At 70.2% G+C, this 15393-nt stretch carries 12 protein-coding genes; all 12 read left to right on the forward strand.

The genetic code is table 11. The features are described 5' to 3' along the window. Position 1: 1 nt before the first annotated feature. The 12 genes from nuoN (at position 2) to MFF64_RS13900 (ending at position 15365) form a co-directional block, all read left to right on the forward strand. Entirely contained in the window at positions 2–1447 is a 1446-nt protein-coding gene (gene nuoN / locus MFF64_RS13845) for an NADH-quinone oxidoreductase subunit NuoN (RefSeq protein ID WP_238191229.1), read from the forward strand. Between the two features lie 4 nt (positions 1448–1451). Beyond that, entirely contained in the window at positions 1452–2252 is an 801-nt protein-coding gene (locus MFF64_RS13850; RefSeq protein WP_238191231.1) for a biotin--[acetyl-CoA-carboxylase] ligase, read from the forward strand. Between the two features lie 203 nt (positions 2253–2455). Further along, on the forward strand, positions 2456–4129 hold the full coding sequence (locus MFF64_RS13855) for a ribonuclease J (RefSeq protein WP_238191233.1): 1674 nt from the start codon (positions 2456–2458) through the stop codon (positions 4127–4129). Between the two features lie 342 nt (positions 4130–4471). Next, complete coding sequence (gene mce, locus MFF64_RS13860) at positions 4472–4876, forward strand: methylmalonyl-CoA epimerase (protein WP_099905539.1); 405 nt, start codon at positions 4472–4474, stop codon at positions 4874–4876. Positions 4877–4878: 2 nt separating this feature from the next. Beyond that, a complete protein-coding gene (locus MFF64_RS13865; RefSeq protein ID WP_099905537.1) occupies positions 4879–5211 on the forward strand; it encodes a DUF1467 family protein in 333 nt (110 codons plus the stop codon). A 464-nt stretch (positions 5212–5675) separates the two neighbouring features. After that, entirely contained in the window at positions 5676–7010 is a 1335-nt protein-coding gene (gene proS / locus MFF64_RS13870) for a proline--tRNA ligase (RefSeq protein WP_099905535.1), read from the forward strand. 4 nt (positions 7011–7014) lie between these two features. After that, a complete protein-coding gene (locus MFF64_RS13875) occupies positions 7015–8319 on the forward strand; it encodes a lipoprotein-releasing ABC transporter permease subunit (protein WP_099905533.1) in 1305 nt (434 codons plus the stop codon). Between the two features lie 111 nt (positions 8320–8430). After that, positions 8431–9132 (forward strand): ABC transporter ATP-binding protein, encoded by a 702-nt coding sequence (locus tag MFF64_RS13880; RefSeq protein ID WP_099905531.1) that lies wholly within the window; start codon positions 8431–8433, stop codon positions 9130–9132. 76 nt (positions 9133–9208) lie between these two features. Beyond that, the gene (locus tag MFF64_RS13885; RefSeq protein WP_099905529.1) at positions 9209–9352 is read left to right on the forward strand and encodes a DUF3096 domain-containing protein; all 144 of its coding nucleotides are present in this window, start codon (positions 9209–9211) and stop codon (positions 9350–9352) included. Positions 9353–9529: 177 nt separating this feature from the next. Beyond that, complete coding sequence (gene ppdK, locus MFF64_RS13890; RefSeq protein WP_238191257.1) at positions 9530–12208, forward strand: pyruvate, phosphate dikinase; 2679 nt, start codon at positions 9530–9532, stop codon at positions 12206–12208. 59 nt (positions 12209–12267) lie between these two features. Beyond that, positions 12268–14004 (forward strand): adenylate/guanylate cyclase domain-containing protein, encoded by a 1737-nt coding sequence (locus MFF64_RS13895; protein WP_099905639.1) that lies wholly within the window; start codon positions 12268–12270, stop codon positions 14002–14004. 152 nt (positions 14005–14156) lie between these two features. Further along, on the forward strand, positions 14157–15365 hold the full coding sequence (locus tag MFF64_RS13900) for a cell wall hydrolase (RefSeq protein WP_099905641.1): 1209 nt from the start codon (positions 14157–14159) through the stop codon (positions 15363–15365). Positions 15366–15393: the final 28 nt, after the last annotated feature.

A 15393-nucleotide genomic window follows, 5' to 3' on the forward strand; every position in this document is an offset into this window, starting at 1 on the left:
GATGAACGCCGCTCAGATCGTCATGCCCGCCCTCGGGCCCGCCCTGCCGGAGCTGATCCTGTCGGTCGGCGTCCTTGTGCTGATCCTCTACGGGGCCTTCAAGGGCGAGCGCTCCACCGAGGGCGTCAGCGTCGGGGCCCTGATCCTGTTGATCCTCGCCCTGTTCGCGGTGGTGAGCCAACCCTTCGGCGCCAAGGTCACCACCTTCAACGGCTCCTTCATCGTCGACGGGTTCGCCCGGGTGATGAAGGCGCTGACCCTGATCGGCTCGGCCGCCGCGATTCTCCTCGCTAAGGAGCATTTCGAGCGCGAGCGCATCGCCCGGTTCGAGTACCCGATCCTGATCGTCCTCTCGACGATCGGCATGATGATCATGGCTTCGGCCAACGACCTGATCGGGCTCTACATGGGCCTCGAGCTGCAGAGCCTAGCCGCCTACGTCATCGCCTCGTTCCACCGCGACGACGTGCGCTCGACCGAGGCCGGCCTGAAGTACTTCGTGCTCGGCGCTCTCTCGTCCGGCATGCTGCTCTACGGCGCCTCGCTGGTCTACGGCTTCACCGGGACCGTCTCGTTCCCGCACATCGTCACCGCGTTGCGTGAGGGCTCGGGCCTCGGCGTGGTGCTGGGTGTGGTGTTCGTCGCCGCCGGCGTGTCGTTCAAGCTCGCGGCCGTGCCGTTCCACATGTGGACGCCGGACGTCTACGAGGGCGCTCCGACCCCGGTCACCGCCTTCTTCGCCTCGGCCCCCAAGATGGCCGCGATGGCGATGGCCGTGCGCGTCTTCGTCGGCGCCTTCCCGGTGATCACGCCCGAATGGCAGCAGATCATCGTGTTCGTGTCGATCGCTTCGATGGCCCTCGGCTCCTTCGCGGCGATCGGCCAGCGCAGCCTCAAGCGCCTGATGGCCTATTCCTCCATCGCCAATGTCGGCTACGCGCTCATCGGGCTCGCCGCCGGCACGCAGGAGGGCGTGCGCGGCGTGGTGATCTACATGGCGATCTACCTCGCCATGACGCTCGGCGCCTTCGCGGTGATCCTGTCGCTGCGCCGCGGCCGCCGGATGTACGAGACCATCGACGACCTGTCGGGCCTGTCGCGCACCCATCCCTGGGTGGCGTTCCTGCTCGCCATGATGATGTTCTCGCTTGCCGGCATCCCGCCGCTCGCCGGGTTCTTCGCCAAGTTCTACGTCTTCGCCGCGGCCATCAAGGCGAACCTCGTGACCCTGGCCGTGATCGGCGTGGTGACCAGCGTGATCGGCGCCTACTACTACCTGCGCCTCGTCAAGGTGATGTACTTCGACGAGCCGGCAGAGGCCTACGAGCCGATGGGCCCTGGCCTGCGCATCGTGCTCGGCCTGTCGAGCGTCGTGGTGCTGCTGTTCTGGCTCGTGCCAGCGCCGCTGGTCGGCCTCGCCGGGACCGCCGCCAAGTCGCTGTTCTAGGCGCATGACGTTCGTGCTCGACCCCGCGGCCTCGGCCGCGGGATACCGCCTCGAGGTCCATGACAGCCTCGGCTCGACGAGCACGCAGGCCCTCGAGCGCGCCCGCGCCGGCGAGGCGGGGCCGCTCTGGGTCGTTGCCCGCGAACAGACCGGCGGCCGTGGGCGGCGCGGCAAGGGGTGGAGCTGGATCCAGGGCAACCACGCCGCCAGCCTGCTCTGGCCGGTGCCCCCCGGCCTCGCTCCTGACCGGGTCGCGACCCTCGGCTTCGTCGCTGGCGTCGCGGTGGAGCGGGCGCTCCGCCGCGCCTGCGGTCCGGGAACCGACGGACCGTCTCCGGATTTCCGGCTCAAGTGGCCGAACGACGTGCTGCTCGGTGGCGCCAAGCTGGTCGGCATCCTGCTCGAGATGGAGACCTTGCCCAGTCGCGGCGCATTCGTCACGGTCGGCATCGGCATCAACGTGACCGGCGCGCCGGACGGGCTGCCCTACGCGGCGACCTCGCTGGCGCAGGCCGGCTACGCCGTCGATGCGTCGGGGCTGTTTCGCCTGCTCACCGGCGCCTGGATCGAGGCCGAGCGGCTGTGGGATCGGGGCAGGGGCTTTTCGCGCATCCGCGATGCCTGGCTCGCCGCGGCCGCGGGCCTGGGCGGTCCGGTGATCGTCCAGGTCGGCGGACGCAGCGTGACCGGGATCTTCGAGACGATTGACGAGGGCGGCCGGCTGGTCGTCCGGGTGCCGGAGGGGGACGCTATCGCGGTGTCCGCCGGCGAGGTGCATTTCGGAGCGGCCGCCACTGCGGCCTGACGGGGAGGCGGCCTGGCGCCCGCGCGGCGACGACGCTCTCCCCGACACGTTCGAAGTCTTTTCGGCGGGGCGCCTCACGGCGCCGCCGCCGCGCGGCCGTTTTCGGCCGCACACGCAACATGACGGCGCCGTGACCGTGACGGCAGACGAGGCCGTTCCTCGAGTGAGACCGCGACGGCGGTCCATGCAGCGATGGTATGGGAATGTCCAACAAGGGAGATGAGCTGATCTTCGTGCCCCTCGGCGGGGTGGGGGAGATCGGCATGAATGCGGCGCTCTACGGCTTCGGGCCGCCGAAGCACCGCAAGTGGATCATGGTCGATCTCGGTATGGGCTTCGCGAGCGAGGAGCACATGCCGGGCGTCGACCTGATGTACCCGGATCTCAGCTTCGCCGAGGAGCAGCGCGACAACCTGCTCGGTATCCTGATCACCCACGGCCACGAGGACCATATCGGGGCCATCGGCGAGCTGTGGCCCAAGCTCAAGGTGCCGATCTACGCCACCCGCTTCACCAAGAACCTGATCGAGGCCCGCCGCCTCGGCGAGCCGGGCGCCCCGAAGGTCGACATGCGCGAGGTGCCGGCCGACGGCCGCCTCGACCTCGGGCCGTTCTCGATCGAGTACGTGCCGGTGGCCCACTCGATCCCGGAGGCGAACGCGCTCGCCATCCGCACGCCGCTCGGGATGGTGCTCCACACCGGCGACTGGAAGCTCGACGACACCCCGGTCGCCGGCAACTCGACCTCCGAGGAGACCTTCACGCGTCTCGGTGAGGAAGGCGTGCTGGCCCTGGTCTGCGACTCGACCAACGTCACCCGCGAGGGCCGCTCGCCGAGCGAGTCGGAGGTGGCCGATCACCTTGCCGAGCTGATCCGCAACTCGCCGCACCGGGTCGCGGTCACGACCTTCGCGTCGAACGTCGCCCGCATGCGTGCGGTCTGCCTCGCGGCGCAGGCCTGCGGCCGCGACGTGGTGGCGGTCGGCCGCGCCATGGACCGGGTGATCGACGTCGCCCGCGAGTGCGGCTACCTCGACGGGCTGCCCGAGATTCGCGGCGCCGAGGCCTACGGCTACCTGCCGCGCGAGAAGGTGGTGGCATTGCTCACCGGCTCGCAGGGCGAGCCGCGAGCGGCCCTCGCCCGGGTCTCCCGCGACGAGCACCCGGAGATCGCCCTCTCCCCCGGCGACCGGGTGATCTTCTCCTCGCGCGCCATTCCCGGCAACGAGCGGGCGGTCGGCGCGATCATCAACGACCTGATCGAGGCCGGTATCCAGGTCATCACCGACCGCACCGAGCTCGTCCACGTCTCGGGCCACCCGCGGCGCGACGAGATGGCGGCGATGTATCGCTGGACCAAGCCCCGCATCGCGGTGCCGGTTCACGGCGAGGCCTTGCACCTGGCCGAGCACGCCACCTTCGCCCGCAAGCAGGGCGTCGACCAAGTGGTCAAGGCCCGCAATGGCACCCTGATCCGCCTCGCTCCGGGCGAGCCGGAGATCGTCACCCACGTCAAGAGCGGGCGGATCTACAAGGACGGCAACGTCCTGGTCGATTCGAACGACCGTGCCATCCCCGAGCGGCGCAAGCTCGCCTTCACGGGCATCGTCTCGGTGGCGATCGCCCTCGACCGCAACGGCGAGGTCAAGGGCGAGCCCTCGATCGACCTGATGGGCCTGCCGAGCTACGGCCGCAAGGGCGAAGTCATCATCGACGTCGTCGGCGACGCGGTCGAGCGGACGGTCAACGGGCTGTCGCGGGTCAAGCGGCGGGATTCGGAGGCGGTCGAGAACGCCGTCGACCGGGCGATCCGCTCGGCCGTCAACGAGGTGTGGGGCAAGAAGCCCGCCTGCCACGTGATGGTGGTGGAGGTGTGAGGGAAGGGGGCGTCGGCGAGATGCGACGCCCAACCCTCCCCCCTCTGAGGGGGAGGATGCCCCGCTGCGAGTGCGAAGCACTCGTGCGCGCGCGGGGCGGGAGAGGAGCGGCGCGACGCTGATCCAGGTGGCGCCCTTCAGAACGGAACCGCTTTATCCGGAAGCGTGGTTCCCCTCTCCCGGCTCGCTCCGCTCACCACCCTCCCCCTGCAGAGGGGTGAGGAGGCGACCCGCGCTTCGAACGGTGCTCGGACAGGCATAAAGATGGGTTGATGCCGTAGCGCTCTCAGCGCCAAATCCTGGAAGCAGCGCATCCCCAAAGGGACCACGGAGGAACACCCCATGATCGGCAGGCTCAACCACGTCGCCATCGCGGTGAAGGATCTCGAGGCCTCGGCGAAGGTGTATCGCGACACCCTCGGGGCGACGCTGTCGCCGCCGCTGCCGCAGCCGGAACACGGCGTGACGGTAATCTTCGTCGAGCTCCCCAATAGCAAGATCGAGCTGCTGGAGCCGCTGGGCGCGGACTCGCCGATCAACGCCTTCCTGGAGCGCAACCCCGGCGGCGGCATCCACCATGTCTGCTACGAGGTCGACGACATCCTGGCGGCGCGCGACAAGCTGAAGGCTCAAGGAGCGCGCATCCTCGGCACGGGCGAGCCGCGCATCGGCGCCCACGGCAAGCCGGTGCTGTTCCTGCACCCGAAGGACTTCCTCGGCACCCTGGTCGAGCTGGAGCAGGCGTGACCATGGACGCCCTCCTCGACCGCGCCACCGCTTCGATCCCCCGCACCCTCGCGGTCTGCATCCTGCTGATGCTGCCGGTGCTGGCGCTGGCGGTCTGGGGCTTTCGCCTCAGCGGGTTCGGGGCGGGCGCGCTCTATTTCGTGGTGTGGTGGATCGCGCTCTTCGCGGTGCTGCCGTTCCGGGCCGCGCCGGACGGCACCGAGGTGGTCGTGCCGGGGCAGGATCTCGGCGCGCCGCACAAGCCGCAGATGCGCCGCAAGGCGGTGTGGACCACGCTCGTGTCGGATGTGGTGTTCATCCTGGCGGTCGCGGCTTTCCCGCTTGCCGGATTGTGACAGCTCGCGACCTCGCAAGGTTGCGAACTGCCCCAGTGAAGTGGGCGCACCTCTCGCTGAAGAGCAAAATAAAAAAGCAAGGCTCGGAAGCCTTGCTTGATAGCTTTCTGAATGTTGTCACCAGCCTATGCTCTGTTGTTCACCCATGCGGGCGTTGAGGCTGGTTTTTCCTCCCTAGACTCGGACCTTGCGCGGCGCCGTTCGGCCTGCCTGCGCATCATCGCGATGCCGCTTATAGGAATAAGAATTCGCATTGTCACCTGTCTTCGAGCAGCTTGATGCGTTTTTTTGCATGGCCGGCGCATTTTCCTCCTCCGCCCCGCGTCAGGTGCGCGGGACACGGGCCCGCATCCGGGGCCGAGGGTGCGTTTCATGTTTTGCGAACGGGACCGGAAGCGTGCAAAAGGGCGGTCCCGGGGACGACCCGGACGACACGCCACCTGCCTGCCACGCCAAGGTCCGACATGCGTCTCAGCCGCTACTTCCTGCCCATCCTGCGCGAGACGCCCAAGGAAGCCGAGATCGTCTCGCACCGGCTGATGCTGCGCGCCGGCATGATCCGCCAGGAGGCGGCCGGCATCTATGCCTGGCTGCCGCTGGGCCTGCGGGTGCTGAACCGCGTCGCCGACATCATCCGCGCCGAGCAGGACCGCTCGGGCGCCATCGAACTGCTGATGCCGACGATCCAGTCGGCGGATCTCTGGCGCGAGTCGGGCCGCTACGACGCGTACGGCAAGGAGATGCTGCGCATCAAGGACCGGCACGAGCGCGACATGCTGTTCGGGCCGACCAACGAGGAGATGATCACGGCGATCTTCCGCTCCGCCGTGCGCTCCTACAAGGATCTCCCGAAGAACCTCTACCACATCCAGTGGAAGTTCCGCGACGAGGTGCGGCCGCGCTTCGGCACGATGCGCTCGCGCGAGTTCCTGATGAAGGACGCCTACTCGTTCGACCTCGACCAGGCGAGCGCGCGGCACTCCTACAACAAGATGTTCGTGGCCTACCTGCGCACCTTCGCGCGGCTCGGCCTCAAGGCGATCCCGATGCGGGCCGAGACCGGGCCGATCGGCGGCGACCTCAGCCACGAATTCATCATCCTGGCCCAGACCGGCGAGAGCGAGGTCTTCTGCGACCGCGCCTATCTCGACTTCGCGACCCCCGACGCGAAGACGGACTTCGACGACGTCGCCGGCCTGCAGGCGACAGTGGATCACTGGACCTCGCGCTACGCCGCGACCTCCGAGATGCACGACGCCGCGGCCTTCGCCGAGGTGCCGCAACCGGAGCAGATGGCGGCCCGCGGCATCGAGGTCGGGCACATCTTCTATTTCGGCACCAAGTACTCCGAGCCGATGGGCGCGAAGGTCACCGGGCCTGACGGGCAGGAGCGCCCGGTCCATATGGGTTCCTACGGCATCGGCCCGAGCCGGCTCGTCGCCGCGATCATCGAGGCGGGCCACGACGAATCCGGCATCGTGTGGCCGGACGCGGTGGCGCCGTTCGACGTCGCGCTCCTCAACCTCAAGGTCGGGGATGGCGTCACGGACGCGGCCTGCGCCAAGCTCCAGGGCGAGCTGGAGGCTGCCGGCCTGACCGTCCTGTACGACGACCGCGACGAGCGGCCGGGGGCTAAGTTCGCCACCGCCGACCTGATTGGCCTGCCCTGGCAGGTCATCGTCGGCCCGAAGGGGCTGGCGGAGGGCAAGGTCGAGGTGAAGCGCCGCGCCACCGGCGCCCGCGAGACCGTGGCGCCCGACGCGGTGCCGGCGTATCTCCGCCAGAACCGGACTGCTTGAGCCGATGGCCCTCGCCGCCATCCGCGAGCGCCTGCCGAAATTCGGCGGGCGCGCCCTCAGCGGGGGCGGCACCCTGCCGTTCGCGCCCTTCGAGTGGACGATCGCCGGGCGCTACCTGCGCACGCGGCGCAAGGAGGGCTTCGTCTCGGTCATCGCCCTGTTCTCGTTCCTCGGGATCATGCTGGGTGTCGCCACCCTCATCATCGTGCTCTCGGTGATGAACGGCTTCCGCAAGGAGCTGCTCAGCAAGATCGTCGGCATCAACGGCCACATCTTCGTCGCGCCGATCGACCGGCCGCTGACCGACTTCTCCGACCTGTCGGACCGGCTCGGCAAGGTGGCGGGCGTCCACCTCGCCCTGCCGATGGTCGAGGGCCAGGCCTTCGCCTCGTCGCAGTTCGGCGGCTCGGGTGTCCTGGTGCGCGGCGTCCGGGCCGAGGACCTGAAGAAGATCCCCTCGGTCGCGGGCACCATCCGGGGCGGCACGCTGGAGAACTTCGACAGCGGCGGCGGCGTCGCCATCGGCAAGCGGCTGGCCGAATCCCTCGGCCTCCAGGCCGGCGACACGATCACCCTCGCGACCCCGAAGGGCGCGACGACGCCGTTCGGCACCGCGCCGCGGATCAAGAGCTACAACGTGGCGGCGGTGTTCGAGGTCGGCATGTCCGAGTTCGACGGCACCTTCGTTTACATGCCCCTGTCGGAAGCGCAGGCGTTCTTCAACCGCGACGGCGACGTCTCGGTGATCGAGATCTTCCTCGACAACGCCGATTCGGTCGGGGAGGCGCGGGGAGAGCTGGAGCTGGCCGCAGAGCGCCCGGTGCTGATCACCGACTGGCGCCAGCGCAACCGCACCTTCTTCTCCGCCCTCGAGGTGGAGCGCAACGTGATGTTCATCATCCTCACGCTGATCGTGCTGGTGGCGGCGCTCAACATCGTCTCCGGCTTGATCATGCTGGTGAAGGACAAGTCGAGCGACATCGCGATCCTGCGCACCATGGGAGCGACGCGCGGCGCGATCATGCGGGTGTTCCTGATCACTGGCGCCTCGATCGGCATCCTCGGCACGCTCGCCGGCTTCGTCCTCGGGCTGGTCTTCTCGGCGAACCTCACGGTGATCCAGCGCACGCTCTTCCCGGGGGCCTGGGACCCGACGGTGCGCTTCCTGTCGGAGATCCCGTCCGAGACCAATGCCGGCGAGGTCGTGGCCGTGGTGGCGATGTCGATGGTGCTGTCGCTCCTCGCCACCCTGTACCCGTCCTGGCGCGCCGCCCGGCTCGACCCGGTGCAGGCCCTGCGCTACGGCTGATCCTTCGGGCGCTCGCCCCCCGACCCTGTACCCGAGTACGCTACGGATGCTGCGACCCGTCTATCCCTTGACCCCCGCCCCGCGCCCCACCGCGAGGGGCGCCTGACGCCGATGGACGACACCCAGCAGCAGCCGGTCCCGGCGCTCTTCCTCGCCCAGGTCGAGCGGCGCTACGCCCAAGGAACCGGCCATCTCGAGATCCTGCGCGGGGCGGACCTCGCGATCTGGCCCGGCGAGATCGTCGCCCTCGTGGCGCCGTCCGGCACCGGCAAGTCGACCCTGCTCCACGTCGCCGGCCTGCTCGAGCGGCCGGACGGCGGCGAGGTCTATATCGGCGGCCAGCCGAGCGCCCGGATGGACGACGCCGCCCGCACCCGGATGCGGCGCGAGGAGATGGGCTTCGTCTACCAGTCGCACCACCTGCTGCCCGAATTCTCGGCGCTGGAGAACGTGGTGCTGCCCCAGCTCATCCGCGGCCTCCCGGCAAAGGAGGCGCGCTCGCGGGCCGGCGAGCTTCTGTCGTTCCTCGGCCTCAAGGAGCGGCTGAGCCACCGCCCGGCGGAACTGTCCGGCGGCGAGCAGCAGCGCGTCGCCATCGCCCGGGCGCTGGCCAATGGCCCGCGGTTGCTGCTCGCCGACGAACCGACCGGCAACCTCGACCCGCAGACCGCGGGGCACGTCTTCGCGATCCTGGTCTCGCTGGTGCGTGCCTCCGGCGTTGCAGCGCTCATCGCCACCCACAACCTCGAACTCGCCGCCCGCATGGACCGCCGGGTGACGATCCAGAACGGGCTCATCGTCCAGCTGGCGTGAGCTTGCCTCGGGAACCCTCGCGGGTGCGGCGCGTCAACGCGGCGCGGCCACGCTTGGCCGCGCCGGACCATCCGCCATGACGATCACCGTCGAGAACCTCCAGCCGATCATTGCCATCGTGGCCGGCGTGCTGATCCTGATCGCGCCGCGGCTGCTCAACTACATCGTGGCGATCTACCTCATCCTTGCCGGACTGTTCGGGCTCGGTATCCTGCGCTGAGGCAGGCCCGCAGCGGCCTGGCGAGAGGCCCGGCGAACGTTCCTGGCGCAAATGTCATCGCGAGAGGCCCGGGCGGGTCCACCGTTCAGCTTGCGTTGGGGTTGCGGATGGTCCAACCCGACGGCAACGTCAGGCGGCAGCCGCTACGAACGGACGAGAGACATGGCCGGAAGTGAGATGGCGAAGTGGGTCTACACCTTCGGCGACGGCAAGGCCGAGGGGAAGTCGGCGATGCGCGACCTGCTCGGGGGCAAGGGCGCGAACCTCGCGGAGATGTCGAATCTCGGGCTCCCGGTGCCGCCGGGCTTCACCATTACGACCGAGGTCTGCACCTACTATTACGACCACGGTCGGCAATACCCGCCTGAGCTGGAGGGCCAGGTCGCTGCGGCGCTCGAGGCCGTCGGTGCCCTGACCGGCCGCCGCTTCGGCGATGCCGAGTCGCCGCTCCTCGTCTCGGTGCGCTCCGGCGCCCGGGCCTCGATGCCCGGCATGATGGACACGGTGCTCAATCTCGGCCTCAACGACACCACGGTCGAGGCCCTGGCCCGCGGCGCCGGCGACGAGCGCTTCGCCTATGACAGCTACCGCCGCTTCATCACCATGTACTCGAACGTGGTGCTGGGCGTGGAGCACCACTCCTTCGAGGAGGTGCTGGAGCGCTACAAGGACGAGAAGGGCCTTACCCTCGACACCGAGCTCGGCGCCGCCGACTGGAAGCACCTGATCGGCGAGTACAAGGCGCTGGTGAAGCGCGAGCTCGGCCAGGACTTCCCGCAGGACCCGCAGGCCCAGCTCTGGGGCGCGATCGGCGCGGTGTTCGGCTCGTGGATGAATCCGCGCGCCAACAAGTACCGCGAATTGCACAACATCCCGGCGAGCTGGGGCACCGCCGTCAACGTCCAGGCCATGGTCTTCGGCAACATGGGCGAGACCTCGGCCACCGGCGTCGCCTTCACCCGCAATCCCTCCACCGGTGAGAAGGCACTCTACGGCGAGTTCCTGATCAACGCTCAAGGTGAGGACGTGGTGGCGGGCATCCGCACGCCGCAGGACATCACCGAGGCCGCCCGCATCGAATCCGGCTCCGACAAGCCGTCGATGGAGAAGGCGATGCCGGAGGCCTACGCGGAGCTGGTGCGCATCTACGGGATGCTGGAGAACCACTACCGCGACATGCAGGATCTGGAATTCACGGTCGAGACCGGGAAGCTCTGGATGCTGCAGACCCGCAACGGCAAGCGCACCGCCAAGGCGGCCTTGCGCATCGCCGTGGAGCTGGCGGCGGAAGGCCTGATCACCCATCAGGAGGCGGTCGGCCGCGTCGAGCCGGCCTCCCTCGACCAGCTGCTCCACCCGACCATCGACCCGAAGGCCGAGCGCAAGGTCATCGCCACCGGCCTGCCGGCCTCGCCGGGCGCCGCCTCGGGCGAGATCGTGTTCAACTCCGAGGAGGCCGAGGCCGCCAAGAAAGCCGAGCGCAAGGTCATCCTGGTACGCATCGAGACCTCGCCGGAAGACATCCACGGCATGCACGCCGCGGAGGGCATCCTGACCACCCGCGGCGGCATGACCTCACACGCGGCGGTGGTTGCCCGCGGCATGGGCAAGCCCTGCGTCTCCGGCGCCGGCCAGATCCGGGTCGACTACGCCGCCCGCACCCTGTCGGTCGGCGGCGTCACGCTGAAGGCGGGCGACCGCATCACCATCGACGGCTCGAACGGCCAGGTGATGCAGGGGTCGGTCGAGATGATCGAGCCCGAGCTGTCGGGCGACTTCGCGGCGCTGATGGAATGGGCGGACGCGGTGCGCACGATGAAGGTCCGCACCAACGCCGAGACCCCGCTCGACGCCCGCACGGCGCGCAAGTACGGCGCCGAGGGCATCGGCCTGTGCCGCACCGAGCACATGTTCTTCCAGGAGGAGCGCATCGTGGCGATGCGCGAGATGATCCTGGCCGACGACGCGGAAGGACGACGCACGGCTCTCGCCAAGCTCCTGCCCTACCAGCGCCAGGACTTCGTCGAGCTGTTCACCATCATGTCGGGCCTGCCGGTGACGATCCGGCTGCTCGACCCGCCGCTGCACGAGTTCCTGCCCCACTCCGACAAGGAGATCGGTGAGGTCGCCGCCGCCACCGGCGTCCAGGAGGACAAGGTGCGGCGCCGGATGAACGAGCTGCACGAGTTCAACCCGATGCTCGGCTTCCGCGGCTGCCGGCTGGCGATCCTCTATCCGGAAATCGCCGAGATGCAGGCCCGCGCGATCTTCGAGGCCGCCGTCGAGGCCGCCAAGCAGACCGGCACGCCGATCATCGCCGAGGTGATGGTGCCGCTGGTCTTCACCCGCACCGAGTTCGACCTCGTGAAGGCCCGCATCGACGCCATGGCGAAGGCCGTGGCCTCGGAGACCGGTACGACGGTCGAGTACCAGGTCGGCACGATGATCGAGCTGCCGCGCGCGGCGCTCCGCGCCGGCGACATCGCCCAGACGGCGGAGTTCTTCTCCTTCGGCACCAACGACCTGACTCAGACCACGCTCGGCATCAGCCGTGATGATGCCGGCCGGTTCCTCGGGCCCTACACCCAGCGCGGCATCCTGGCCTCCGACCCGTTCGTGTCGATCGACCAGGAGGGCGTCGGCGAGCTGGTGCGGCTGGCTGCCGAGCGCGGCCGGGCGGTGCGGGACAAGCTGAAGCTCGGCATCTGCGGCGAGCACGGCGGCGACCCGGCCTCGATCGCCTTCTGCCAGGAGACCGGCCTCGACTACGTCTCGTGCTCGCCGTTCCGCGTGCCGATCGCCCGGCTCGCGGCGGCGCAGGCGGCGCTGAAGGTCAAGGGCCGCGGCGAGGCCTGATCCGGCCCAAGCCAAGGGCCGTCCTCATGGACGGCCCGTCGCCCCGAGAGAGGGAGCCCATGCGCGAGCCGCCTCCCGCCGGCCGTCCCGATCCGGAGGCCGGCGCCCCCCTGTGGCGCGGCTCGCTCGCGCAAAGGCTGCGGCTGGTCTCGGGGCTGATCCTGTTCGCCTTCGCAGGCACGCATTTCGCCAACCACGCGCTCGGCCTCGTCGGCCTCGAGACGATGATGGACGTGGCCCGCTGGCGGGTCGCGGTCACGCGCTCGATCCCCGGCAGTCTGGTCCTCGGCCTCAGCCTGCTGGCCCACGTCGCCTTCTCGCTGGTGCGGCTCGCCGAGCGCCGGACCCTGCGGATGCCGCCCTGGGAGGCGGCGCAGATGCTGCTCGGCTTCGCGATTCCCTTCCTGCTGGTGCCGCACGTGCTGGGGACCCGGGTCACCAACCTGGTGGACGGCACGCGGACCAACTACCCCTACGTGATCGCCCGCATCTGGCCCGACGGCATGGGCGCCCAGACCGCGCTGCTGCTGGTCGTCTGGCTGCACGGCTGCCTCGGCCTGCATGCCTGGCTGCGCCTGTCGCCGCTCTACCGGCGGATGGCGCCGCTGCTCGCCGTGCCGGCCTTCGGCCTGCCGGCCGCGGCGCTCGCCGGCATCGTCACGCAAGGGCGCATCATGGAGCTGGACAGGGTGCTGGCGCACCGGTTCGGCGCCCCGGACCTCGATGCCCGCTGGCCGGTTCCGACCGTCGACGCAGGCATCGCTGCCTGGGGCGACACCGTGACGGGGGCGATCTACGCCGCCGTGGCTCTGGCGCTCGGGGTGGTGCTGATCCGGGCGGCCGCGACCCTGCGGGCGCGGCGGTTCAGCGTCGCGTATGTCGGCGGCCCCACGGTGAAGAGCCTGGAGGGACCGACGCTCCTCGAGATCAGCCGGGCGAACCGGGTGCCGCACGTCTCGGTCTGCGGCGGGCGCGGGCGCTGCTCGACCTGCCGGGTGCTGGTGGTCGGGGGCGAGGAGAACCTGTCGGCCATAAGCCCCCAGGAGGCCGCTTCCCTGCGGGCGATCGGCGCGCCGGGCAATGTGCGCCTCGCCTGCCAGGCGCGGCCCTCCGGCGACGTGGCGCTGGTGCGCATCCTCGACCCGCGCCGCGAATCCGCGGACCAGCACCTGGCGAGTACCGACGTCGCCGGGATCGAGCGCGAAGTGGCGATCCTGTTCATCGACATCCGCGGCTTCACGCCGCTCTCCGAGCGCAAGCTGCCCTTCGACGTGGTGTTCATCCTCAACCACTTCTTCGAGGCGGCCGGCCGCGAGATCGAGGCGGCCGGGGGCTGGATCGGTGGCTATGCGGGCGACGGGCTGCTCGCCCTGTTCACCCATCCGGACGGGATCGGCCCGGCCTGCCGGGCCGCCTTCACGGCCGCCGGCAGGGTGGACCGGGCGGTGGCCGGGCTCAACCGGCGGCTGGCCGGCGAGCTGCCGGCAGCGCTCCGGATGGCGATGGGCCTGCATGCCGGCCCCCTGGTGCTCGGCCGCCTCGGCTATGGCGCGAGCCGGGGGATGTCGGTGATCGGCCCGGCGGTGAACCTGGCGAGTCGGCTCGAATCCCTCGCCAAGGCCGCCGACGTGCAGCTCGTCGCCTCGGCGGAGGCGGCGAAGCAGGCAGGGATCGCCCTCGACGGCCTGCGGGTCGAGACCGTGGCGGTGCGGGGCGTGCGGGCGGAGCTTCCCGTAATCTACGCTGCGCAGGCCGCCGACCTCGCCGGACGGTTGCGCGTGCCAGCTCCGGTTTAACCAACGCTCAACCATACCCCGCGACACTCACGGTCAGGTTTTCGGTCCCGCGCGGGCCGGGCGGGCTCGTGCGAAGTGGGGTCGGGGCTTTGAGCAGGCGGTACTTGCGCAAGCGGGACCTGCGCAGACGGCAGGACCGACGGACGAAGGGGATGCGCTGGCTCGGCGCGGCCGTCGCGCCCTGGGCCGTCGGCCTCGGCGTCCTGGTCTCGTTCACGGCCTCGGCCGGCTACGAATCTTCGCTGGGTTCGAGCGCGGTGGCACGCCTCGTGCCCCGCGGGATGCCGCCCCTGCCGGAGCGGGGCTTGATCACGCAGGTCAGTCTCAGCGGACCGTTGCGCCTCGCCCTCGACGCCGAGCCGCTGCGCCCGGACCTGAAGGGCGATGCCCGCACCCAGCCGCTGGCGCAGCGGGCGCACAAGGGCGACGCCCTGGTGCCGGCCCGCGTCGGCGGCGCGGGCCGCGCCGTGCCCCTGACCACGGGCTGGCTCGGCAGCACCGGGCCGAGCGTCGCCTCGACCTTCACGCCCGGCGCGGCGACCTGGAACCCGGAGCTCGAGCCGCAGGAGGGCTTCGTGCCCCTGCCCGAGGCGGATGGCGGCGAGGCGGGTGCCAGCTCGCCGGCGGCCGGCGCCTCGGCGCCGACCCGCGGCGCGACGGCCGGCGGACCGACCACCGACAAGGTCCGCGAGGCTCGGGAGCGGGACGCGGGCCAGGGCGGCAGCACCCCGGCGGTGCCCCGCGCCGTCGCGCTGTCCTCGACCACGCCCGCCCCTGCCGACGCGACACCGGTCGAGATCGCTGCCGGCGGCCAGATCTCGCCCCGCCTCGACCGCGGCGCAAGGACGAGCGTGACGATGGCCGCCGTGACGACCGCCGCCCGCATCGCCCCCGAGGCCTTGCCGAGCGAGGATGCCAGGCGCCGCTACGCCGACCTGATCACGCCGGAGAACGCCGAGAAGGAGCAGCGCTGCCTCGCGGAGGCGGTCTATTTCGAGTCACGCGGCGAGCCCGAGCAGGGCCAGGCCGCCGTCGCCCAGGTGGTGCTCAACCGGGCCAAGAGCGGCCTCTACCCGGCCAATATCTGCGGCGTGGTCTACCAGAACCGCCACCGCTACATGGGCTGCCAGTTCTCCTTCGCCTGCGAGGGCAAATCCCTGCGCATCACCGACGACGCCTCCTGGCAGACCGCGACCCGCGTCGCCCAGGCGGTGATCGAGGGCCGCACCTACCTCGCCGATGTCGGCGGGGCGACGCACTACCACGCGGATTACGTCAAGCCGCGCTGGTCGCGCCGCCTGCGCAAGATGGACGTGATCGGCCGCCACATCTTCTACCAGCTGCGGCCGGGGCAGACCTGAGCGACCGGAGCATACTCCGACGAAGTGG

This window comes from Methylobacterium frigidaeris, assembly GCF_022179185.1.
GTDB lineage: Bacteria > Pseudomonadota > Alphaproteobacteria > Rhizobiales > Beijerinckiaceae > Methylobacterium > Methylobacterium frigidaeris.